This is a genomic window from Neobacillus sp. PS2-9, from assembly GCF_030915525.1.
Lineage (GTDB): Bacteria > Bacillota > Bacilli > Bacillales > Cytobacillaceae > Neobacillus.
Map to the genome: position 1 here is coordinate 2605720 of NZ_CP133269.1, position 22202 is coordinate 2627921.

22 protein-coding genes and 1 pseudogene are annotated in these 22202 nt (G+C 36.8%); 15 read left to right on the plus strand and 8 right to left on the minus strand.

Features of this window, described 5'->3' with window-relative positions; all coding sequences use genetic code 11:
* Positions 1-81: 81 nt before the first annotated feature.
* Positions 82-1527, minus strand: a complete 1446-nt coding sequence (locus RCG25_RS13130; protein WP_308079263.1) for a pyruvate kinase — start codon at positions 1525-1527, stop codon at positions 82-84.
* Positions 1528-1761: 234 nt separating this feature from the next.
* Here RCG25_RS13130 and RCG25_RS13135 point away from each other — a divergent pair, with 234 nt between their 5' ends.
* Entirely contained in the window at positions 1762-2349 is a 588-nt protein-coding gene (locus tag RCG25_RS13135) for a VanZ family protein (protein WP_308079264.1), read from the plus strand.
* 20 nt (positions 2350-2369) lie between these two features.
* Here the strand turns inward: RCG25_RS13135 and RCG25_RS13140 are convergent, their stop codons facing one another.
* Positions 2370-3728 (minus strand): arsenic transporter, encoded by a 1359-nt coding sequence (locus tag RCG25_RS13140; protein WP_308079265.1) that lies wholly within the window; start codon positions 3726-3728, stop codon positions 2370-2372.
* A gap of 222 nt (positions 3729-3950) precedes the next feature.
* A complete protein-coding gene (locus tag RCG25_RS13145; protein WP_308079266.1) occupies positions 3951-4904 on the minus strand; it encodes a hypothetical protein in 954 nt (317 codons plus the stop codon).
* A 297-nt stretch (positions 4905-5201) separates the two neighbouring features.
* Between RCG25_RS13145 and RCG25_RS13150 the strand changes: the two genes are divergently transcribed.
* The 4 genes from RCG25_RS13150 (at position 5202) to RCG25_RS13165 (ending at position 9062) form a co-directional block, all read left to right on the plus strand.
* Positions 5202-6272, plus strand: coding sequence for a CotH kinase family protein (locus tag RCG25_RS13150; RefSeq protein WP_308079267.1), 1071 nt, complete (start codon positions 5202-5204; stop codon positions 6270-6272).
* 153 nt (positions 6273-6425) lie between these two features.
* Positions 6426-6947 carry an LOTUS domain-containing protein gene (locus RCG25_RS13155; RefSeq protein ID WP_308079268.1) on the plus strand — a complete coding sequence of 174 codons (522 nt, stop codon included), beginning with the start codon at positions 6426-6428 and terminating at the stop codon, positions 6945-6947.
* 65 nt (positions 6948-7012) lie between these two features.
* Positions 7013-8203, plus strand: coding sequence for a hypothetical protein (locus RCG25_RS13160; protein WP_308079269.1), 1191 nt, complete (start codon positions 7013-7015; stop codon positions 8201-8203).
* A 190-nt stretch (positions 8204-8393) separates the two neighbouring features.
* Positions 8394-9062: a DUF2642 domain-containing protein gene (locus RCG25_RS13165; RefSeq protein ID WP_308079270.1), complete on the plus strand. Its 669-nt coding sequence runs from the start codon at positions 8394-8396 to the stop codon at positions 9060-9062.
* 268 nt (positions 9063-9330) lie between these two features.
* Here the strand turns inward: RCG25_RS13165 and RCG25_RS13170 are convergent, their stop codons facing one another.
* From RCG25_RS13170 to RCG25_RS13180, 3 genes are all read right to left on the minus strand, one after another.
* On the minus strand, positions 9331-9978 hold the full coding sequence (locus RCG25_RS13170) for a phosphatase PAP2 family protein (RefSeq protein ID WP_308079271.1): 648 nt from the start codon (positions 9976-9978) through the stop codon (positions 9331-9333).
* Positions 9979-10134: 156 nt separating this feature from the next.
* Positions 10135-11208 (minus strand): NAD(P)H-dependent flavin oxidoreductase, encoded by a 1074-nt coding sequence (locus RCG25_RS13175; protein ID WP_308079272.1) that lies wholly within the window; start codon positions 11206-11208, stop codon positions 10135-10137.
* Between the two features lie 119 nt (positions 11209-11327).
* Complete coding sequence (locus tag RCG25_RS13180; protein ID WP_308079273.1) at positions 11328-11699, minus strand: DUF2500 domain-containing protein; 372 nt, start codon at positions 11697-11699, stop codon at positions 11328-11330.
* A 132-nt stretch (positions 11700-11831) separates the two neighbouring features.
* Between RCG25_RS13180 and RCG25_RS13185 the strand changes: the two genes are divergently transcribed.
* The 5 genes and pseudogenes from RCG25_RS13185 to treR all read left to right on the plus strand — a co-directional run bounded on the left by RCG25_RS13185 (position 11832) and on the right by treR (position 18100).
* Complete coding sequence (locus RCG25_RS13185; protein ID WP_308079274.1) at positions 11832-12224, plus strand: thiol-disulfide oxidoreductase DCC family protein; 393 nt, start codon at positions 11832-11834, stop codon at positions 12222-12224.
* Between the two features lie 145 nt (positions 12225-12369).
* A pseudogene (locus RCG25_RS13190) lies at positions 12370-13560 on the plus strand (M14 family metallopeptidase).
* A 637-nt stretch (positions 13561-14197) separates the two neighbouring features.
* A complete protein-coding gene (treP, locus tag RCG25_RS13195; protein ID WP_308079275.1) occupies positions 14198-15622 on the plus strand; it encodes a PTS system trehalose-specific EIIBC component in 1425 nt (474 codons plus the stop codon).
* A gap of 82 nt (positions 15623-15704) precedes the next feature.
* On the plus strand, positions 15705-17372 hold the full coding sequence (gene treC / locus RCG25_RS13200) for an alpha,alpha-phosphotrehalase (RefSeq protein ID WP_308079276.1): 1668 nt from the start codon (positions 15705-15707) through the stop codon (positions 17370-17372).
* Between the two features lie 14 nt (positions 17373-17386).
* Positions 17387-18100, plus strand: a complete 714-nt coding sequence (gene treR / locus RCG25_RS13205) for a trehalose operon repressor (RefSeq protein WP_308079277.1) — start codon at positions 17387-17389, stop codon at positions 18098-18100.
* Positions 18101-18177: 77 nt separating this feature from the next.
* Here treR and RCG25_RS13210 read toward each other — a convergent pair whose 3' ends face one another.
* On the minus strand, positions 18178-19005 hold the full coding sequence (locus tag RCG25_RS13210; protein WP_308079278.1) for an STAS domain-containing protein: 828 nt from the start codon (positions 19003-19005) through the stop codon (positions 18178-18180).
* Between the two features lie 3 nt (positions 19006-19008).
* A complete protein-coding gene (locus RCG25_RS13215) occupies positions 19009-19719 on the minus strand; it encodes an ATP-binding protein (protein WP_308079279.1) in 711 nt (236 codons plus the stop codon).
* Positions 19720-19945: 226 nt separating this feature from the next.
* Here RCG25_RS13215 and RCG25_RS13220 point away from each other — a divergent pair, with 226 nt between their 5' ends.
* From RCG25_RS13220 to RCG25_RS13240, 5 genes are all read left to right on the plus strand, one after another.
* Positions 19946-20623 carry an SOS response-associated peptidase gene (locus RCG25_RS13220; RefSeq protein WP_308079280.1) on the plus strand — a complete coding sequence of 226 codons (678 nt, stop codon included), beginning with the start codon at positions 19946-19948 and terminating at the stop codon, positions 20621-20623.
* Between the two features lie 419 nt (positions 20624-21042).
* On the plus strand, positions 21043-21273 hold the full coding sequence (locus RCG25_RS13225; protein WP_308079281.1) for a hypothetical protein: 231 nt from the start codon (positions 21043-21045) through the stop codon (positions 21271-21273).
* Positions 21274-21342: 69 nt separating this feature from the next.
* The gene (locus tag RCG25_RS13230) at positions 21343-21561 is read left to right on the plus strand and encodes a hypothetical protein (protein ID WP_308084178.1); all 219 of its coding nucleotides are present in this window, start codon (positions 21343-21345) and stop codon (positions 21559-21561) included.
* 29 nt (positions 21562-21590) lie between these two features.
* Positions 21591-21824: a hypothetical protein gene (locus RCG25_RS13235; protein ID WP_308079282.1), complete on the plus strand. Its 234-nt coding sequence runs from the start codon at positions 21591-21593 to the stop codon at positions 21822-21824.
* Between the two features lie 197 nt (positions 21825-22021).
* On the plus strand, positions 22022-22192 hold the full coding sequence (locus RCG25_RS13240; protein WP_308079283.1) for a Spo0E family sporulation regulatory protein-aspartic acid phosphatase: 171 nt from the start codon (positions 22022-22024) through the stop codon (positions 22190-22192).
* Positions 22193-22202 lie beyond the last annotated feature (10 nt).

Below are 22202 nucleotides of genomic sequence, written 5' to 3' on the forward strand. Positions count from 1 at the left end.
GGTTATTTTCATTTGAAGAAACAAAAAAACACGCAGACAAAAAGTCTGCGCGGATGGTGATAATAAAAAAATCCTCATTGATTACCTTAATACACCGTATTGAGCAGTTAGATTCCGTTTACTCTCGTTCAATGTTAGCCTTTCTGCCTCATCTGTAATAAGTACTTTTGTCAGCATGTCTAATGCGTTCAAAATATAAGTCCCCTTATTAAGCATAATACAATTTGCCCGTCTTGCTAAAAATACATCTGTCATTTCAGACCGTGAAGGTATACCCTTTTTTGTTAACCGTTCTAGGACACCCGTTGCCAAAATAACAGGGACATAAGCAGCTGAACAAATGGCCAAAACTTCTTCTTGGACAAAGGAAAGGTTCTCAGGACCCACCTCTACTGCAAGATCTCCTCTAGCAATCATAATACCAAACCGCTCAAATTGTAATCCTTCTAGGATAATTCTAGCTAAATGATGGACAGCATCGTTGGTTTCAATTTTTGCTACCACCCCCAAATGAGGCACTTCATACTTACTCAATTCAGCCCGAAGTTTTTTCAAGTCTAAAGGGGAGTGGACAAAGGAAACTCCCAAAATATCTGCGTACTTCGAAATAAATGCTAAGTCATTAATATCTTTTTCTGTCAAAGCAGGAACATTTAAACTGAGAAGAGAATCAGGTAAATTCAATCCTTTTCCTTCTTTTATTCGGTACGCCTTTCCTTCAGGTGATTGTACTTCAATTTCAATGTGTTCTTTTGTAACATGTCGTACAATTCCAGAGATTTTCCCATCATCTATAAAAATACGATCATGGATTCGGACGTTTCGAAATGCCTTTTCAAGTGTAACTGGTACCCCCGCTGGTGCATCTGCTGAAGCAGGATGACCCAGTTTATTTGAATCTAATAATAATCGTAAGGAATCACCCTTCTTGACAACAATATCTTCAGGAGGAAGTTTGCCAATTCGTACCTTTGGACCAGCTAAATCCATATATATCTTGCACGTCCTGTCGTGATAATACCCTGTATCCCTAAGCCTATACTCAGCCATCCTTACCCCTTCAATTAACTGTTTCCATACTTCATGATCATCATGGGCACAATTGATTCTTGCAATATCCATACCCTTTAGTAACAATTCACTTATAAGTGGTTGGTTGTTTGCCATTTTACCATCTAAAGTCACCATGATCGTCGAATGAAGGTGATTGTTGCCCTTTCCAAGCAATTCTTCCGACCGATTTTTCATAATCCCTCTTGAATCAGAAGGGGTTGGAATAACAAGGGTCGTAGGTAAATTCACTTCAACATGTAAATGACTCAAGATTTTTTCTAATGAATATAGTACGTGGCAAAAGGATTTTTCTATTGCTGCAAGCCCCTGTTCCGCTAATGACAGCTGAAAATCAGAAATGTTATGTTTTCTAAGTGCAAGGTAAGCTAGTAAGTTATCCCGATTGTATTCAGCACCTGTTACCGAAAACGTTTCTCGAACCTGCTCAACTTCTTGTATAATTTCCTGAAACATTCTCCCTATCCGTTTCGACCATTCTTGTGGGTTATTGAGAGAATTAACCACATGTTTCACATCCTTTGTTGAGCAAAAAGTTATCCATTATCCATATATGCAATAGCAACAGATGTGTGCATCTATAATAGCCAACAGTTGAACTACGTTGTTCCTTTATTTACGAATCATAGTACGATAAAATAAAGCGGAATGAGCTAATCCCTTTTTTATAAATATCTTGGCGGTGTGAGCGTGAAAAAATCATACATTTTATCATTATTCCTTTCAATAGGAACGTTTCTAATTTTCTCTCCTGTATTATTCCAATTAACAAGTTATCTACATCCAGTTGTATTAGTGGTTGTTTGGTTTTGTATCTATATGTTCTATCTTATTAGTCTTTTGTTAATTAGGAAGGAAACAATCCAACTTTCCTATTCACTTTTTTTAACATTTATCCTTTTTTACACGATTGGATTATTGATATTATTGTTCCTTCGTCCAAACGATCAAAGCTACGAATCTATAAATTTAATTCCCTTTTCCACTATTGCCTTTTACCTATCTGGGAAAGTAGACAGCTTGATTTCGTTATATAATCTTGCTGCAAATATAGGATTATTTCTCCCCTTTGGTATTTTACTAAGAACAAGTCGTGCTTCTCTTAGGAAATTGATTGTTCTCCCGTTTACAGCGATTACATTTATAGAACTATTACAATTTTTCACCCACCGTGGCAGCTTGGATATTGATGATTTACTATTAAATTTACTTGGTATTTACGCTGGCTGTTGGTTATATCCACTCTTTAGAAAAATAGTAAAAATCCCCAGCCATTGAGACTTGGGGATTTTAATTTTTTAGTTGACGAAAACAAGTAAGAGCCATAGGTACAAGCTGATTAAAGTAAAAATCAAGGTTGGTGGAATAACAATAATCGTGACTTTAATATATTCAAGCCAACTTATATGAATTTTATTTTTCCTCAATATATGCATCCAGATCAAAGTAGCAAGTGTTCCAATCGGTAGGATTAGTGAGCCAATATCGCTACCAATGATGTTCGCCAGATAGACAGTTTTCATAATCAGCGGGTCAAGTCCCATGTCCGTTAATGCTAGTGTTGAAATCATTAAAGCGGGATGGTTATTAAAAATATTTGATAGTAATGCTGTGATGATTCCCATCGTTATACTCGCGTGTAGTAGGCTATCGTTGACTAGTGCTTGAAGATGTCCAATTAGAAAGGTGGTTAAACCAATATTGTGTAATCCAAAGATGATAACATACATACTAAAGGCGAATATTAAAATATGCCATGGAATTTTTCCTAACACGTCCTTTGGATTTACTTTTAGGTGAATCCATCTCCAAATTAATAATATTATAGAACCTAGTACAGCTACTAACGTTACAGAGATACCAATAAATGAGGCGATAAATAGACTGATTCTAACAACGAAAACGAAGATAAGCATGTTAATCATGAGTTTCTTTTGTTGTTCAAATAGACTATCTGCGTTTTTTTGTAGTGGATGATAGAGTCGGTTTTTCTGGAGTGGAATGGTATAGGAATGGAAACGAATTTCTTTTGGAATGTCCTTTTTAAATACAAGGAAAAGCAAGTATGATAGAAATAACAGCCCGAGAACCCCCGGAATAAACATCATTTCAGTTTGAAGATAAAGATCCATCCCAATTATTTTTAAGGCAATTAAATTAACAATATTACTAACACCGATTGGTGCGCTGGAGGCGGTTGCAATGAGTGCTCCACTTAACAGGAAAGGTATTTTTTGTCGGTTTTTTAGTTTTAGATTATTTAGTATAAGGATGAGAATCGGCGTGGTAATTAAGATACTTCCGTCGTTATTAAAAAATAGGGTCATTAAAAAGCAAAGTAGTAATGTATTCCAAAATAGTCGCACACCTGACCCTTTTGATACTTTTAACATTAGGGCAGCGGTCCAGCTAAAAAAACCGAAGCTCTCTAGTACGATTGCCATAACGATAGTGGCTATTATGGTGATGGCTGCACCTGTCACTTTGGAGCTGATGTCAAATAAATCCCCTACCGATACACTACCGCTTAGGAATACTAAAATAGCCCCTATGGTGGCTGGGATTGCCTCATTCATATTTTTGGGACGGATAAAGATCAGAACCATCGTCAGCACGAAAGCTAAAATGGTGATAATCACCGTCGAAAGATGATACATAAAATTTAATTTACTCCCTTCTATAATTTTCCTTCTTTATTTTCCGTTTATATAACTCTTGTCCTTTGCTTTATAGTACGTGAGGAAATTGAGGCTTGTTCTAAACGAATATCTCGTAAATGAACAAATCAGCGAAAATCTAAATATTTTTTTAAAATGCTTAATAGATTTATACCTATTATTTTTGGGGTAGACGAATATCACTGGTTGTATTTACTAGGTTTATGTACAGGTTGTTACATAAAAATAAACCGATACTTTTTGAGTATCGGTCAGATTTGTTAATGCGTAACTATTTTTTACCTTTAGGACCCTTTTTACCCTTTGGTCCCTTTTTACCTTTTTTACCTTTTTTACCTTTTTTGCCGTGGCTTCCATTGCTTCCATGACTGCCGCTGCTGCCGTCGCTTCCGTTACTGCCGCTGCTTCCATGACTGCCGGTGCTTCCGTGGCTTCCACTACTGCCCTGGCTTCCGCTACTACCCTGGCTTCCGCTACTACCGTGGCTTCCGCTACTACCCTGGCTTCCGCTACTACCCTGGCTTCCGCTACTACCGTGGCTTCCGCTACTACCCTGGCTTCCGCTACTACCCTGGCTTCCGCTATTGCCGTGGCTTCCACTACTACCCTGACTTCCGCTATTGCCATTGCTTCCGCTACTACCATGCCCTTTTTTGCCCTTTGGACCTTTTTTACCTTTTTTGCCGTGGCTTCCATTGCCTCCTTGGCTGCCTGAACCGCTGCCTCCTTGACTACCTCCACTACCGCCTGAGCTGCTACCTCCTTGGCTACCTCCACTTCCACATGAACCGCTGCCTCCTTGGCTGCCTCCGCTTCCACATGAGCCACTGCCTCCTTGGCTGCCTCCGCTACCGCTTGAGCCACTGCCTCCTTGACTACCTCCACTGCCGCCTGAACCATTGCCGCCGCTACCGCCTGAACCACTGCCTCCGTGACTGCTATTACCTTTTTTACCTTTCGGACCTTTTTTACCTTTGCTTCCACTACTGCCACCATGACTACCGCCTGAACCGCTACCTTGTGTACCACCTTGGCCTCCGCTGCCACTACCTCCATGACTGCCACTGCCACCATGGCTTCCACTACCTCCATGACTGCCACTGCCACCATGGCTTCCACTACCTCCATGGCTACCGCTGCTTCCATGTGTTCCACTATTACCTGCGCTACCAGAACCGGACTTATCTCCTTTTTTACCTACTGGATTATTATTTAAAAACCCATCTAGCCCGTTTTCCTTAGCTTCTGAAAGTAACTGCTCAATATCAAGCTTTAAAACCATTTTTCCACCACTTTCTAAAAAATTTATATTTTCTATTCCAATTTATGAAATTTTAGCGCATTTGCCATAGACAAACATATATTTTTTAGACCCTTAATATTTTTGGGATTATACACATCCACAACGCTTTACACATATAACTAAAAAAAATACTGTTAAGGGGTATTTACGTGTTAAAATATGAAATTTTTATTAATCCAAAGTGGTTAAGGAAATTGGAAAAGGATATATGGGAGGATGAATTAGTACCAGCAGTATTAAAGATGGGGAATGATCGCCTAAACATAAAGCTCTCCTATAGAGGAAACGTGATAAGAGATAAGAAAAAGAGATCGTATCGGATTGTCTTTCAAAAGCCCAACACCTTTAATGGAGCTCATGAAATACATCTTAATGCTGAGTATTCTGATGTTTCCTTATCTAGAAACAAACTATCACTAGATTTTTTTGATCGTATAGGGGTTATTTCTCCCCACTCTAAGCATGTTCTTCTTTATATAAACGGATTTTGTAAAGGTATATATTTGGAAATAGAATCTTTTGATCAATTTCTTCTTAAAAAAAGGAATTTACCGGAAGGTTCGATTATCTATGCGACGAATAACCGAGCAAATTTTTCACTTTTAACAAAAAAAAATGAACTAAAAACTCGTTTAGATCAAGGGTACACAATAAAATATGGAAAAAAAGAGGAATTAGAGGAATTAGGACGCTTTATAGCCATGATTAATACCTATAAAAATGAGAATTTTGAGGAAGAAATTCATCATTACCTTGACGTTGAAAAATATTTAAAATGGGTTGCAGGGGCTGTTTGTACACAAAATTATGACGGATTTATTCATAATTATGCTTTGTATAAAAATAGCGAGACAAAGCAATATGAAATAACACCTTGGGATTATGATGGTACATGGGGAAGAAATCTCCATGGTAAGCTGCTTGACTATGACTATGTGCCTATAACTGGATATAATACACTCACTGGTCGATTGCTTCATTTTTCAAATTTCAAACGAAAATATCAAGAAATACTTACAAATATTTTAGAAAATGATTTTTCCCTTTCAGTACAGAAGCCCATTATTAATAGTCTTTTTGAAGAAATAACGGCAAATCTACATCAAGATCCCTATTTAACTTCTACAATTGAAACCTTCGAGAAAGAAAAACTTGTATTTTTTAATTTTATTAATAAAAGAGGTACGTATCTCAAGAAAAATTTATCAACTCTTATATAATTTTTAGGTATATGGTCATGTATCATATACCTTTTTTTGCCTATTTTTTAGTGGGACTATGAAAAAAAGGCTACTTTATTAGTACAACATCACCCCGTGATACATATAGATGCAGTGTAAATGTTTATTTATTAAAAGGAGGATATAACTTTTATGGATAGAGAATTAATGAATTTATTTGTTGGTAAAACAATCAGGGTTGACCGGGGTGGTCCAGAATCCAGAAAAGGGAAGTTACTTGCCGTATTTGAAGACTATTTTGTCCTATTAACAGAAAATGATGGTGTTGTTTACTATAAGACTAATCATGTTAGAAGTGTGACAGAAAGCTCAAAAGACGACATGAAACTAGGAATACACATTCCAGAAAAATTAGATTTTAAAACAGCTGAAAACTTTCATAAACTTTTAGAAAGTATCAGATTCCAATGGGTAAAAATCAATCGAGGCGGCTCAGAATCATTAGAAGGTGTTCTAAGCGATGCTAACAAACACTTCGCTTCACTAATTGTTAAAGAAGAAGTTGTACGTTTCTCCATGAAGCACATTCGAAACATTAGTTACGGCTTAATGGTTGAAAGAAAAAAAGATGATTCTGGCAAATCAGATAGTGACAACGATAAAAACCAAAACGATGATAATGGCAATCAAGGAGATAAGGAAGAAAAGGAATAAAACCAAACCATATGTCGCTTCTCCACGTGAGGAGCGACCCATATTATCCAAAGGAGGATTCTTTCATGGGGTTAGATAAATTTTCAGCTGCATTGGATTTACTAAAAGGATTTAATGTAAATCTTTTTGTAGGTGAGAATGTATACAAAGGAAAATTAATCGGTGTAGAAAAAGACCATGTTGTACTAGAAACCGACAGTAAATATATCTTTTATTATAATATCGATAAAATTCAAGCTATCACAAAAAACACAAAACAATTCCAGCCAGATATATCCGTAGTAAGCTTTCAAAAAACTCAAAGTTTAAAAGATCTCCTTCATTCCTTTCAAAATAACTGGGTAACCATTTTAGCATTTAACAAACAGAAATTTACTGGAGTCCTAAGTGACATTGATGAAGACTTCATTACTGTGATAAACGGAGAAGAGCGGATTCTAATCAAAGTAGAACATGTATCTAACATTTTAAAAGGTGTTCTTAAGGAAGAAGAGTCTAAACAGGAAGATGCAAATGAGAACAAAAATAGCAGCAATAAATCCGACAAAAATGATGACGATAAAAAAGAGGAATCAGAAGAAGATAAAGATTGTCATTCCTGCCAGGACACAGAGGACAAATCAAAACAAAAAACTAAATCTTCATCGAACAAAGGTTCTGAAAAGAAATCCAAAGCAGTTGATAAGAAGCATGAGGAAATGGATTCAGGGGAAAAAGTGATTTGGTCACAACCAATAAAAGGTGAAACAGTTGTTACTCAGGTCAAAGAAGTAGCTCACAAGAATAAAAAAACTTATTCTGAAGAAACAACACCGAAAGTGGTTGCGGAAAAAAAGAAACCACAAATTGAAATGGATAATAATGACAAAAAGAATGAAGAACCTAAGTCAAATAAATCCAATATTGATGAGCCTTCCAAAGAGATGAAACATGAAAAAGAAGTAGCCCCTCTCTTTAAATTGGAACCAAAACCTGCCCCACTATTACCAATGCCTAGGAAGGAAGTCAAAACAACAAAAGCACAGGAAGTTGCACAACATACTCCAAAACCAAGTATTACTCAGAATGCTTCCAATAATAAAGTAGAAAATACTACACATGAAATGAATACAAACGATACGAAGAGTGTTTGGAAACAAAAAGATAAAGAAACACAAGCATTTCGCTTTGCAGGTGAACCGGTCCGTCGTGATGAAATAAAAGCTTTCCCGTTTGCCGGATGGCCAAATAGAAGCAAAAGAACTTTTAGATTATAATTTCAGACACTTACATGAAATGGAAATAGCATACGTTGATCGTTCGGACGAAATATTCTTTAGTGCACCCTCAAGTCCTATTACAAATATGAGCTGGGCAGGTCCTCTTTGATGAATTTCAAAAAATCCTTTTGCTGCTTTAGCCCTTCTCTATTTGTAAATGGAACGTATAAGGAAAGGAAGTGAGTAAATGAGCTTGAAAGATAAGATTGGAAAATATATCAAACTAGAGATTTCCGGAAAGAAAATAATAAGTGGCTTATTAGTCGATATTGGTAGTGATTTATGGGTAGTTTTTAATGGGAATGACTACCTATATATTCCTATAATTCATATACAAAACTGGCAATTCTTAAAACATGATGAAATAGCTGAAATTAGTTTTAATGATGAGCCTACACCAATTTACAATCACAATGAAGAAATATCCTTGAGAAAAACACTAACAGCTGCAAAGGGAATATTTACAGAAATCTATGTAACAAGTAAACAAGCATTACATGGGTATATTATTAGTATCATGAATAATTACTTTGTATTTTATTCCCCTATTTATAAAACGATGTTTATCTCCCTTCACCATCTAAAATGGTTAATCCCTTATACAAGTAACCAACGGCCATATGGCCTTAGTAATTCAAGTCTTCCAGTAAATCCAAGTGGCCATACATTTGCACGATCATTCGAAGTTCAAATTGAGAAATGTGTTGGCGAATTAATTGTCTTCAATATAGGGGAAAATGAGAATGTAATTGGAAAAGTGCAAGGAATTAAAAATAATTTCGTAGAATTAATCAGTGCAAAAGAAGACCCTGTTTTTGTAAATATGCAACATATTAAAACGGTTCATATGACTTGAAACCCTATCTTGTGGTTGAATTATAAACAAGCTTTAAAAACTAGGCTCTGTTAAACTTGCCTGTTGATTTCCGCTCCAGGCACTTCGCTTTCCGTGGGTGTTTCGGCGAGCCTCCTCGGCGCTTGCGCCTGCGGGGTCTCCCCTGAACCATACTCCCACAGGAGTCTTCGTACCTTCCGCTCCAATCAACAGGGTGTATAAATCAAAACTGTTCTTTAACACAGCCAAAAACAAAAAGAGTGTCTATGCACACTCTTTTTATACGGAATTATTTGTTTTTTAATGAAACTGGCTCAGACTTTTCGCCCAAACGAAAGATTAACAGTTCAAATGTGATTCCATATAGGAAAGTAACAAGAAACATCGAACCCACCATATCAAGAATAACATGTTGTTTAACAAATAGAGTGGAAATAATAATTAATGACCCTGAAATATGAATACATAAATTGGTAATTAGATGCTTGTTTTTTATGTGGAGTGATGCAAGCATAACGGCAAAGGTTGTAAGTACGTGTATACTCGGAAAACAATTATAGGGTCGATCGTTTTCATATATCCACTGTACAAGCACTTGAAGAAAGTTATCTCCTTGAATGGTTGGTCTTGGAACAGTGGTTTGAAAAAAGAAATAAATAACAAAGCAGATCAGCTCGGCAACCACAATCAAAAGCAATGTTCTTAAATATATCTTCGTATCCTTATACCAAAAGTAGATTAAAAACATAAATATATATACATACCAAAAAATATACGGAATAATAAAAAACGACAAAAATGGGATCACTTGATCCACTGTTGTAGAAATATCAAAGGCTTTATGTGAACGGTTATTTAGAAAACTATAAACAATTGCCAAAGCTGGAAATACTAATAAAAATAATAGGTAGGGAGCTTTTTGTATACTTTTTTTCATGCGAGTCCCTCCCCTTAAATAAATTGGTCACTTTAATCACGAGTTTACTAAATAAATATTTTGTCGAACTATTTTCATAGTATCATAAAAACAGTTTGTATACATAAATTTCCCAACCGAATCCTAATTACCTTATCCCCATCATTTTTTGCAAAGTTAACTTCTTTTACAATAGCAATCCATTTCCAGTTTTAACCTTTCCATCAGTTCCTTAACCGTAATTCTCTTCGCTAAACGCGGGCTCTGTCCTGACCAGAGTGACATACAATCCTTTTTCCCCGTAGACGAAGAGGCTTTTCGTATTGTCTTCGTTAATTCATTTTGTATGGGATAGTCAGGCAGTTCATCTTCATATGGGTTCAATATTTCTATAAAACTGTTATTAATTCCTCGAGCCAGTTTCCCTGAAAATGCTTTTGTTAGTACAGTTTGGTCTTCTGTTGCCATTACTATAGCTTCCTTATGAAGGGGATGGGCGCCGCTTTCTTCACATACTAGAAAGGCAGTCCCCATCTGGACACCTGACGCTCCAAGTATTTTGGCCGCGCTGATACCCCTCCCATCCATTATTCCCCCAGCAGCGATTAATGGAATACGAATAGAATCCGCGGTTTGTGGAATAAGCGACATCAGTCCGACTAAGCCTCTTTTATCTTCATTTTGGAATGTTCCACGATGCCCGCCTGCTTCCGCACCTTGGACAACAACGGCATCCATGTCGGCCTGTTCATTGATTATTGCCTCATGTACCGTTGTTGCTGTGCCAATTAATATTACTGAAGATTTCTTAAGCTTTTTGATTACTTCTTGTGTAGGCAAGCCAAAGGTAAAAGAACAAATGGGTACTTTTTCTTCAATGATTATATTAATATGTTCCTTAAAGATCTTGCAGTCTTGTTCAAATGTAGGAAGTGTGTGTTGATCGGCAATTTCGTATTGATTCTTTATAGGCTGTAATAGAGCCATGGCTCTTTCAAGTTTATCAACATCAGTAGAATAGGTTGAAGGAACAAATAAATTTATCCCAAAAGGTTTATTAGTTAATTTTCGGATAGCCTTAATTTGTTTCTGTAGCTGCTCCGGACTCATATACCCAGCCCCTACCATTCCAAGACCACCTGCATTCGATACAGCAGATACTAGTTCAGAAGATGTTGGACCGCCAGCCATTGGTGCTTGAATGATTGGATAGTTAACATTTAATAATTCACTTAATTCGTTTTTCCACATATTTGTATACCCCATTTCCGACCTTGTATCCTTCCTTCGCTTCCCTAAATTCAATCTAATACATATAAAGACGAAAAATCTTGGTTTCAGGTTTCGTGTTTTTGCAATATGTGTGAACTTTACAGTCCATCTTGTCTTCGAGTAAAACCATGATAGCGTGTGCCTTGGAAGACGAGTTCTCCAGGGTCTCCTTCAGCTAACTGACCGTATTCTCGACCATTTACACCAAACTCCATCCGATCACCACTCTCTACTTGGAAAGTTACAAAGTACCAAGTACTAGAATGATGGTCATTCCCGCCATGGCGTACCTGTGTTCGCTTAGAAACCACAACCGCATCAACGTTTAGGCGCGGTTGTCTATTATTATTACTCCATTCTCTTATACCCCTAATAATGGAAAAAAGAATGATACCAGCGACAATGATAAAAAATATGGGAAGTATAGTTTGCATAATTGAAAAAATATCGAATCCAGTGTAAATATCCATCCCCCTGCCCCCCACCTTTTTGTTGTTAAATATTAATACGTAAAACCCGAAAATTCGTTTCGAATATTTTAATAATTTCTATTGTCTCTTTTATGGTAAGCTGAAAAAAACGAAAAATAGTTGGTGAACCCCATGGAACGAATAATATTATTCGACGGTGTCTGCAATCTTTGCAATAAAAGTGTACAATTTATTTTCAAACGAGATCCGTCTGGAACCTTTAAATTTGCCTCCCTTCAAAGCAAAACTGGTCAAAACCTCTTAAAAGCGCACGGATTATCAACCGATATAAACAGCTTTGTTTTAATTGAAGATAAAAGAATATATGTAAAATCCACAGCCGCTTTACGAGTTTGTACCCATTTGAGTGGCCTTTGGAAAATGCTATCCGTTTTCCTGGTAGTCCCTCCATTTTTTAGAGACTTACTTTACGAATGGATTGCCAAAAATCGATATAAATGGTTTGGAAAAAAAGATCACTGCCTGCTGCCATTGCCAGAATGGAAAAGCAGATTCCTAGAATAAGCAAAAAACAATATAGATTACCAAATACAATATTACCATATAATGGGATCAATCCATTTGGTGCCTGACACCATAAAATCCTAATAATTTATCCTCTAAAGCATAACTTTTACTAATATGTCTAATTTCATCTGGAGGTGCTTCCATGGATATCATTGTTAGGCAAGGGGATTCTTTATGGCACTATAGTCAGTTATTTAAAATAGATATGCAATTAATTAATGATTCCAATCGGGCCGTGCAACCAAATGCTCTTTCTATTGGGCAAAAGATTCGGATTCCAGGTTTTGTCGCTCAGGAATATCAAATACGCCAAGGGGACACTTTATGAAAAATAGCTCAAAATCGTAATCTCCCACTAGAAACTCTGCAACTGGTTAACCCAAACATAAATCCAACTAACATAAAAGTGGGCCAAACAATTAAAGTTCCATTAAGGATAACCTGGAGATTAGTGAACGGCGGACAAAGATACGACTATCAAACCTTGATCACTGATATCTCCCGATTAGAAAGTGTTTACCCATTTTTACAGATACCTTCAATAGGAAAAACCGTTTTGGGAAAAAATATTCCTGAGATGGTAATTGGTACTGGTGGGAAAAGGGTTCACTACAATGGATCTTTCCATGCAAATGAATGGATTACTACTCCCATCATTATGACTTTTATTAATGATTACCTATTATCACTGACAAATCACAATGCCATTCGTGGACTTTCAACCAGCAGGTTTTACCAGCAAAGTACTTTATCATTTGTACCAATGGTAAACCCAGATGGTGTCGATCTCGTTTTACATGGGCCACCTTCAAGCGCGCCATGGAATACAAAAGTCATCGACTACAATAAAGGCAGTACGGATTTTTCGGGATGGAAGGCCAACATTAGAGGTGTTGACCTTAACGATCAATTCCCTGCTAGATGGGAGCTCGAAAAGGCAAGGAATCCTGACCAGCCAGGACCAAGGGATTATGGTGGCGAAAAGCCCCTCTCTGAGCCTGAAGCCATTGCGATGGCAGATTTGACAAAAAGGCGGGATTTTTCACGAGTGCTAGCGTTCCATACACAAGGTGAAGTAATGTACTGGGGATTTGAAAATCAAGAACCCCCTGAGTCAGAGACAATAGTGACTGAATTTAGTAGAGTCAGTGGATATGAGCCTGTAAAAACGATTGAAAGCTATGCAGGTTATAAAGACTGGTTTATCCAAGATTGGAGAAGGCCAGGATTTACAATAGAGATTGGAAAAGGAATTAACCCTCTCCCCCTTTCCCAATTTGACGAGATATATCAAAAAACACTTGGGATTTTCTTAGCAGGACTCTATATGTGAAAAATGAGGTTGGAATGTTCCAACCTCATTTTTGTAAGGCTGCGTTATAGAACATTGTTGAATTTATACACTGTTGATTGGAGTGGAAGGCGCGAAGACTCCTGTGGGAGTGCGGGTCAGGGGAGACCCCGCAGGCGCAAGCGCCAAGGAGGCTCGCCGAAACGCCCACGGAAAGCGAAGCGCCTGGAGCGGAAATCAACAGACAAGTTATAAAAAAAGAACCCTTGAACGGTTGTTCAAAAGGTTCAAACGAGAACTTAGTGGTCTAGGCTAAGTTCTCAACAATTAGGAGGTCTAAACTCAGAAGAATTTAAACATCTATAGTGTACCATTTTCGCAAAATTCATTCAACGGTTTAATGCTGTAAAGACAAAAAGTGATACGAAAGGCATATTACAAAATTACCATTTTTTTCTTAGAAACTATTGCGTGGTCATAAGGTAATTTACAATAAAAATATTTCTAAGCTTTCGTTGTTGACATACATGTATATACAAGCTAGAATGAAAACGTACTCAAAACTTGTATATACAAGAGGAATACCTCTTATGTAACCGTACTTATTACTGCTTGTATATATATCAGATACTAAATAGATAATAATGGGGCCAATCCCATTTTCAGGGGGAAAGAGAAAATGTCTAAGTACACAGAACCTTCAAAGGATTTATTAAAGCACATTGGAGGAAAAGAAAACATTGCAGCTGTTACCCATTGTGTAACACGAATGCGATTTGTATTAAATGATCCATCAAAAGCTGATGTTGAAAAAATCGAAGGAATCCAGCTTGTAAAAGGTACATTTACCCAAGCGGGACAATTCCAAGTCATTATCGGAAATGATGTTTCTAGTTTCTACAACGATTTTGTCAAAATTGCAGATGTAGAAGGTACATCAAAAGAGGAAGCAAAAGTAGCAGCCAAGCAAAATATGAACTGGCTACAGCGAATGATGGGTCACTTAGCTGAAATCTTCACACCATTAATTCCTGCACTCGTAGTCGGAGGTTTAATTCTTGGCTTCCGAAATGTAATCGGTGACATTAAATTACTTGAAGATGGAACAAAAACTATTATTGAAGTTTCACAATTTTGGGCTGGGGTCCACTCATTCCTATGGTTAATCGGAGAAGCTATATTCCACTTCTTACCGGTTGGTATTACATGGTCAGTGGCAAAGAAAATGGGCGCTTCGCAAATTTTGGGTATCGTTTTGGGTATTACCCTAGTATCTCCTCAATTATTAAATGCTTATGGCGTTGCAGGTGCAAAGGAAATACCAACATGGGATTTTGGTTTTGCACATATTAAGATGATTGGTTATCAAGCACAAGTAATCCCTGCGATTTTAGCTGGAATTGTATTAGGGTTCTTGGAAACAAGATTACGTAAAATCGTACCAAACTCAATCTCTATGATTGTTGTTCCGTTTTTCGCATTAGTTCCAACAGTATTAATCGCACACACCATTTTGGGTCCGATCGGCTGGTCTATCGGTTCTGGTATCTCTCATGTGGTTTACTCAAGTTTAACTTCTGCATTTGGCTGGTTATTTGCAGCAATCTTTGGCTTTGCATACGCTCCACTTGTTATTACAGGTTTACACCATATGACAAATGCAATTGACCTTCAATTGATGAGTGAACTTGGTGGTACAAATCTATGGCCAATGATTGCTTTATCTAACATTGCTCAAGGTTCAGCAGTTCTTGCAATGATTTTTATCAACCGTAAAAATGAAGAAGAAAAGCAGGTTTCAATACCAGCGGCAATTTCTTGTTACTTAGGTGTAACTGAGCCAGCGATGTTCGGTATTAACCTGAAATATGGCTTTCCCTTCTTAGCTGCCATGATCGGTTCCATGATTGCTGGTGTTGTATCAGTAGCAACAGGTGTCATGGCTAACTCAATTGGGGTCGGTGGTCTCCCTGGAATCCTATCCATACAGCCAAAATATATGGCTATGTTTGCAGTATGCATGTTGATTGCAATTGTGGTTCCATTCATTTTAACTAACATCTTTGCAAAAACAGGTGTTAAAAAGTTTAGTCTAAAAAAATAAAATGACACTCCATTTAGGAGGGAGACCATCTCCCTCCTTTTCCACATTAGAAAAATTCAAAAATTATAGGCAGGTGTTTAGTTTGTCAACAGCATGGTGGAAAAAAGCAGTCGTTTATCAAATTTATCCAAAGAGTTTTAATGATACAACCGGAAATGGTACTGGAGATATCCAAGGAATCATTGAAAAATTGGATTATTTAAAAGAACTTGGGGTCGATGTTCTTTGGCTAACACCTATATATCAATCCCCTCAACGTGATAACGGTTATGATATTAGTGATTATTATTCCATTCATGAAGATTACGGAACAATGGCTGATTTTGAACGACTCCTAGAACAAGCTCATAAACGGAATATTAAAATCATTATGGACATCGTAATCAACCATACCTCCACTGAGCATGAGTGGTTTAAACAAGCCAAATCCTCTAAGGATAACCCATACCGTGACTTCTATATTTGGAAAGATGGTAAAAACGGTGAACCGCCAACGAATTGGGAGTCAAAATTTGGGGGATCTGCATGGGAGTACGATGAATCAACTGACCAGTATTACCTTCATTTGTTCGATGTTACACAAGCAGACCTCAATTGGGAAAACAAAAAGTTACGCGAGGCACTATATGAGATGATGCACTTTTGGTTAAAAAAAGGTGTCGATGGGTTCCGCTTGGATGTGATTAATTTAATTTCTAAAGACCAGCACTTCCCTCAAGATGACAGTGATGGGCGTAAATTTTATACAGATGGACCGAGAATTCATGAATTTCTGCATGAAATGAACGAGGAAGTTTTTTCAAAATACAATATTATGACCGTTGGCGAAATGTCTTCTACATCTATTGATAATTGTATTCGTTATACGAATCCTGATCAGGAAGAATTAAATATGACGTTTAGTTTTCATCATCTGAAGGTTGATTATCCAAATGGAGATAAGTGGACAAAAGCAGATTTTGATTTTCAATCATTAAAGCAAATTCTATCTACATGGCAGGTCCAGATGAATCAAGGTGGCGGTTGGAATGCCCTCTTCTGGTGTAATCATGACCAGCCACGTGTGGTTTCACGCTTCGGCAACGACCAAACCTATCATAAAGAATCTGCTAAAATGCTGGCAACGGCCCTGCATTTGATGCAAGGAACCCCTTATATTTATCAAGGGGAGGAATTTGGGATGACCAATCCAAACTTTTCTAAGATTGATGACTATCGTGATGTTGAGTCCTTAAATATTTTTAACATGAAGAAACAGGAAGGGTTAACAGAACAAGAAATTCTTGAAATTCTAAAACAAAAATCTCGAGATAATTCGAGAACTCCTGTTCAATGGAATGCTAGTGAACACGCAGGCTTTACTACTGGTACACCGTGGATTGGTACGGCAAGAAACTACAAAGAAATTAACGCTGCACAAGCTATTTGCGATTCAGACTCTATTTTCTTCCACTACCAAAAGCTAATCCAATTAAGAAAACAATATGATGTGATTACAGACGGTGATTTCGAACTCATTTTGGATGAAGATGAAGAGTTATTTGCGTATATCCGGTCAAGTGGCTCTGAAAAATTAGTGGTGATTAATAATTTTTATGGAAAAGAAAAGACATTCCACCTCCCTTCTCATTTAAATCTTGATGAATTTACAAGTGAGATGTTACTCTCTAATTACAAGGATTCTGCGAAATTTGGCGGAGAAATCCAATTAAGACCATTTGAATCACTTGTGTACCACCTGAAAAAATGAACGGAGATGTCACTATGACAAACAAATACCTAACTATCTATAACAATATTGTGGAGCAAATTAAAAGTGGGGAAATCCCGCCTCAGACGCTTCTACCCTCAGAAAACGAATTAAAGGACCAATTCGATACATCGAGGGAAACCATTCGGAAAGCGTTAAACCTGCTCTCGCAAAACGGATATATCCAAAAAGTTAGAGGTAAAGGTTCAATTGTCATAGACATTAGCAAATTTGATTTTCCTGTTTCAGGATTGGTAAGCTTTAAAGAACTTGCCAATAAAATGGGGAGCAAACCAAAAACGATAGTGAATGAGCTTTCGTTAATGAAACCCGATGGATTCATTAGACAGCAGCTGCAATTAGGAAGTAAAGAACAGGTTTGGAAGGTCGTACGTACAAGGGAAATGAATGGGGAAAAGATTATTTTAGATAAGGATTTCATAAATAAAAAGTTTGTCCCTCATTTAACGGAAGAGATTTGTGCCGACTCGATCTATCAGTATATTGAAAACAAATTAGAGCTAACAATAAGCTTTGCTAAAAAAGAAATTGTCGTAGTGGAGCCTACGATCGAAGACCGGACCCTTTTAGACTTAGATGGCTTTCATAATGTGGTTGTTATCAAAAACTATGTTTATTTAGATGATGCTACCCTTTTCCAATTTACAGAATCAAGACATAGACCTGATAAATTTCGTTTTGTGGATTTTGCACGGAGAACACATTAATACCAATCCCATATTAAATAAACAAGGAGACCACCTTAGAGGATGTGTCTCCTTTTTCAATTCAAGAATTTGAAACTTTAAACTGATACATAATCCTTTAAGGCAAATTGTAGGGTCCCTTTGTATTCAGCCACATGTTCAATACTTATTCCTAACTGAATCATCACCTTTACATTTTCTGCACGCAAGCCTGTTAGAACCGACTTACAACCCATCATGAATATACCATTTATTATTTTATTTAAATAATTGATGACATCCTCTTCCATATGGGCCACTCCAGAAAAATCAATAATTAAGGTTTGAATATGTGAATTTTCGATACTTGATAGCACTTTATCTTCAATTGTGGTCATTCTAACTATGTCGATGTTACCAATTAAAGGAAGTATACAAACCTCTTTGGAAATGGGGATAATTGGAACAGATAGATTTTCCACCAATTTTCTTTGTGTTTCAAGAAGCTCATCCTTATATTTGGTGTAACTGATAAAAAAGTAGTTTAGGAATTGATCAATAAGCTGATTTATATTTTTTTCAAGGGTGAAAAAATCCTCACGACTACTATTAAAATTTGTCTTTAATTCATAGTTGTATAGAAAATCCCATAATGTTCTTCTAATAGCTTGAACCCACTCTAGCTTAAAAGCAATCGTTAAGGAGTACTTTGCCCAGGAAACACCTTCTTGTTTTGCGAATAAAATTAATTCATGCTCACGCTCTTCAACAACATACATAACTAGTTTATGCGCATTGTTTAATAGATTAATATTGCCTATTGTATGTATTTCTTCTATTTTATCTTTTACATTTATAGCTTCAGCTAATAAATTTTCTTCAAAAAGGGCTCTATTTGAAACTAAAAAATCTTTAATGCTACTATTATCTATTATTTTCAGTTCCAACCTCTACACCCCTCTTTTTGGTGGTACATAATGCTTTGGTAATCGTATTGTGAATTTTGTTCCTCTATTTTCTTTGCTGTCCACAATCACTTTCCCACCGTGTTGATAAACAACAGAAAAAACTTGAGTTAGGCCCATTCCTGTACCATGATCTTTAGTGGTGTAAAAGGGTGTACCCAGTAAGGTTAACTTATCTTTGGGTATGCCGACACCCGTGTCCTCAATCGTAACAACTAACTGGTCCGCAGCTACATAATGACAAATGATTAAAGTCCCTTTTGATTCCATTGATTCAAAAGCATTTTTAATTAAGTTAAAGAATGCCTTTTTAAATTGATTTTTTTTACCATGAACCATTATTTCAGTGTCTTTAAACTTAGTAACAATCTCTACATTGTATAATTGGTCTTGAAACAAATTCAGGATCGCCTCTAACTCAACCACTACAGAAAAAGATTGCATCTCCTCTTCTTCTTGATCTGGTTTTGACACATGAAGTAGATTATTCAAGGTAGTTAATGCATTTTCTAATTCAGATTGAGCGATATGTATGTAGTCTGGTTTATTATCATGTTCAAGGAGTTGTAAAAATCCCTTTACCGCTGTTAGCGGATTTCGTACTTCATGAGCAATTCCAGCAGCAATTTGACCTACTGATGCCAATTGACTTAAATGGTTTTCACTCATAACTTGTTCGTGAATCTTTTCTTTCACAGTCGTACTACCCCTTCTAATTAATTTTAAAGTGCCCAATCTCCTTCCGTATTGTCCAGTTCCCCCTCCTTAATTACAAACATTACCAAATTATTCTGAATATTGGTAGAATATAATTACCTATAAAAATTACTATTATTGGAAATTATTCCGATACCCTTAGATTTTTGTGGGTATTTAGCCTAATCTGCTACAATTAAGCTATTAATTGATGAGGTGAATTTAAATGTGTGGACGATTCACATTAACTGTAAATATTGAGGAGATTATTGATCGTTTTATGATTCAATCCTTCTTAGATGAAGAAGAGTTTTTTCCTACATACAATATTGCCCCTTCACAGCTTGTATTATCAGTAATCAATGATGGTAAAGTGAATAGGATGGGTTATTTAAAGTGGGGCTTGATACCTCCATGGGCAAAGGATGCAACTATTGGCCATAAAATGATTAACGCCCGCGCGGAGAATTTAAATGAAAAGCCCAGCTTCCGAAATGCCTTTAAGAAAAAGCGCTGTTTAGTAATTGCTGATAGCTTTTATGAATGGAAAAGGAATGAAGATAAAACAAAAACACCGATGCGAATCAAACTAAAGTCAAATGAATTATTTGCAATGGCAGGAATATGGGAAGGCTGGAAGTCGCCAGGTGGTCAAACGATCCATACTTGTTCGGTCATTACTACAAAACCAAATGAACTAATGAAGGATATTCATGATCGAATGCCCGTTATATTGAAACCGGAGGATGAGAAAATCTGGCTGGACACATCGATTACAGACCCACATTTTTTAAATCAATTCCTTGTTCCACTGAATGAGAGTTTAATGGAGTCATACGAGGTTTCATCGTTGGTCAACTCGCCCAAAAATAATACGATTGAGCTTATTCAAGAGATTTGTTAGCGCCCTTTTTAAAAAAAATTTTTTTCAAATGGACATGTTCACTACATGCACGTACAAGCATGAACATATGCTGTATTAACCCATAAAAGTTTTCCTTCATTTGAAAGTGGTTTACCCCCACTTTCTTTTTTTATGGAACTTTATCACGTTCTGATACTCCCTTCCAACGAATATATTTAAAAAACAATATGTCATCTACTTTTCTAAAGGCTGCGTTAAGGAACTATGTTGATTTTTATCCCCTGTTGATTGGAGCGGAAGGCTCGAAGACTCCTGTGGGAGTACGGTTCAGGGGAGACCCCGCAGGCGCTTGCGCCGAGGAGGCTCGCCGAAACGCCCACGGAAAGCGAAGAGCCTGGAGCGGAAATCAACAGGCAGTTTTAATAGAGCCTTTCTAAAACGAACCTTAGGAGGTAAGGATGTTTTTTATCCCAACAAAAATCAACATTGGTGATTTGAAGATAAACAGTGTTGATCACACAAGTCCTATTTCATTAGGGTCAACCTTCCATATCGGTAATAATGTTGCTGGAAAAAAGAATCAAGGTTTTGGCCAGCAAAGTGCAGACCTCTCTATAACAGCCATCCCCATCCACATGATTTTAGATGATGATTGTAGTGACTCACCTTCTGTAAAAAATGATAAATAACTTTTGCATCTACAACCATGGATATAACAGAAATTATGCATAGGAGTGATTTCATTGAACATTGCACCAATGGCGATTACCTTTTTAGGCTTTAAGGTCAATACTGTAGATAATGGGTCCTTTGTAAACCTAGGACCCTACCAGCTTATCGATCAGTTTCAAACTTATAAACGAAACCAAGGCGTTGGAGAACAAAATGGAGACCTCTCTCCTGTATATATTCCAATTTCTTGGGTAGTAGACCCTGATGTTACAGATAGTAATTCAGTTAAGAACAGCATTATTTAAAGGCTACAGCACTCGAAGGGGTGAACGAAATGATTTTTGCACCGATGATAGTGAATGTTGGAGGGTTAAAAGTTAACGTATTGGATCATGGCTCCCTGCTTAACACAGGCCCAACACAGTTCATAGACCATTTCATCTCCTACAAACGAAATCAAGGATATGGAGAACAGAATGGAGATTTTGTCCCGATGATCATCCCTATCTCCTACATCCAAGACTCAGACTTAAACGATAGCAATGCTGCCAAAAATAGTATTATTTAAAAATTGATTCAACCATCTCTTCAGTGTAAATAATCCTACCTTCATAAGAAAAATGTAATAGAATGTTCACTAATTGTGCGATGTTTCACTGCTATACCACATCTATTTACCATATAATTGAACTAAAGTTACTTTCCGTATTTATTGTTATAAATGTAAATACATGTATTAAACTACTAAATTTGGATGTGGGTATTATGCTAGTGAAGGAACTGACTTTTAGTGAATTAAAAGCTGCCATCGAGGTTCTTCGTAAAGAAATGATTCATTGCGGGCTAAATAATGGTCTTACAAATGAAAGAACCGTTCAAATCAGCCAAATATTAGATAGCCATATTTCCCAATACTATTCCTTAAAAAATCAATAATGATCAGGAG

Bases quoted from the DNA above. Each gene is read 5' to 3' on its own strand.
- RCG25_RS13130 (WP_308079263.1), bottom strand. From the start codon at position 1,527: ATGTTTCAGGAAATTATACAAGAAGTTGAGCAGGTTCGAGAAACGTTT.
- RCG25_RS13140 (WP_308079265.1), bottom strand. From the start codon at position 3,728: ATGTATCATCTTTCGACGGTGATTATCACCATTTTAGCTTTCGTGCTG.
- RCG25_RS13155 (WP_308079268.1), top strand. From the start codon at position 6,426: ATGGATAGAGAATTAATGAATTTATTTGTTGGTAAAACAATCAGGGTT.
- RCG25_RS13160 (WP_308079269.1), top strand. From the start codon at position 7,013: ATGGGGTTAGATAAATTTTCAGCTGCATTGGATTTACTAAAAGGATTT.
- RCG25_RS13165 (WP_308079270.1), top strand. From the start codon at position 8,394: ATGAGCTTGAAAGATAAGATTGGAAAATATATCAAACTAGAGATTTCC.
- RCG25_RS13170 (WP_308079271.1), bottom strand. From the start codon at position 9,978: ATGAAAAAAAGTATACAAAAAGCTCCCTACCTATTATTTTTATTAGTA.
- RCG25_RS13175 (WP_308079272.1), bottom strand. From the start codon at position 11,208: ATGTGGAAAAACGAATTAAGTGAATTATTAAATGTTAACTATCCAATC.
- RCG25_RS13180 (WP_308079273.1), bottom strand. From the start codon at position 11,699: ATGGATATTTACACTGGATTCGATATTTTTTCAATTATGCAAACTATA.
- RCG25_RS13185 (WP_308079274.1), top strand. From the start codon at position 11,832: ATGGAACGAATAATATTATTCGACGGTGTCTGCAATCTTTGCAATAAA.
- treP (WP_308079275.1), top strand. From the start codon at position 14,198: ATGTCTAAGTACACAGAACCTTCAAAGGATTTATTAAAGCACATTGGA.
- treR (WP_308079277.1), top strand. From the start codon at position 17,387: ATGACAAACAAATACCTAACTATCTATAACAATATTGTGGAGCAAATT.
- RCG25_RS13220 (WP_308079280.1), top strand. From the start codon at position 19,946: ATGTGTGGACGATTCACATTAACTGTAAATATTGAGGAGATTATTGAT.
- RCG25_RS13225 (WP_308079281.1), top strand. From the start codon at position 21,043: ATGTTTTTTATCCCAACAAAAATCAACATTGGTGATTTGAAGATAAAC.
- RCG25_RS13230 (WP_308084178.1), top strand. From the start codon at position 21,343: ATGGCGATTACCTTTTTAGGCTTTAAGGTCAATACTGTAGATAATGGG.
- RCG25_RS13235 (WP_308079282.1), top strand. From the start codon at position 21,591: ATGATTTTTGCACCGATGATAGTGAATGTTGGAGGGTTAAAAGTTAAC.
- RCG25_RS13240 (WP_308079283.1), top strand. From the start codon at position 22,022: ATGCTAGTGAAGGAACTGACTTTTAGTGAATTAAAAGCTGCCATCGAG.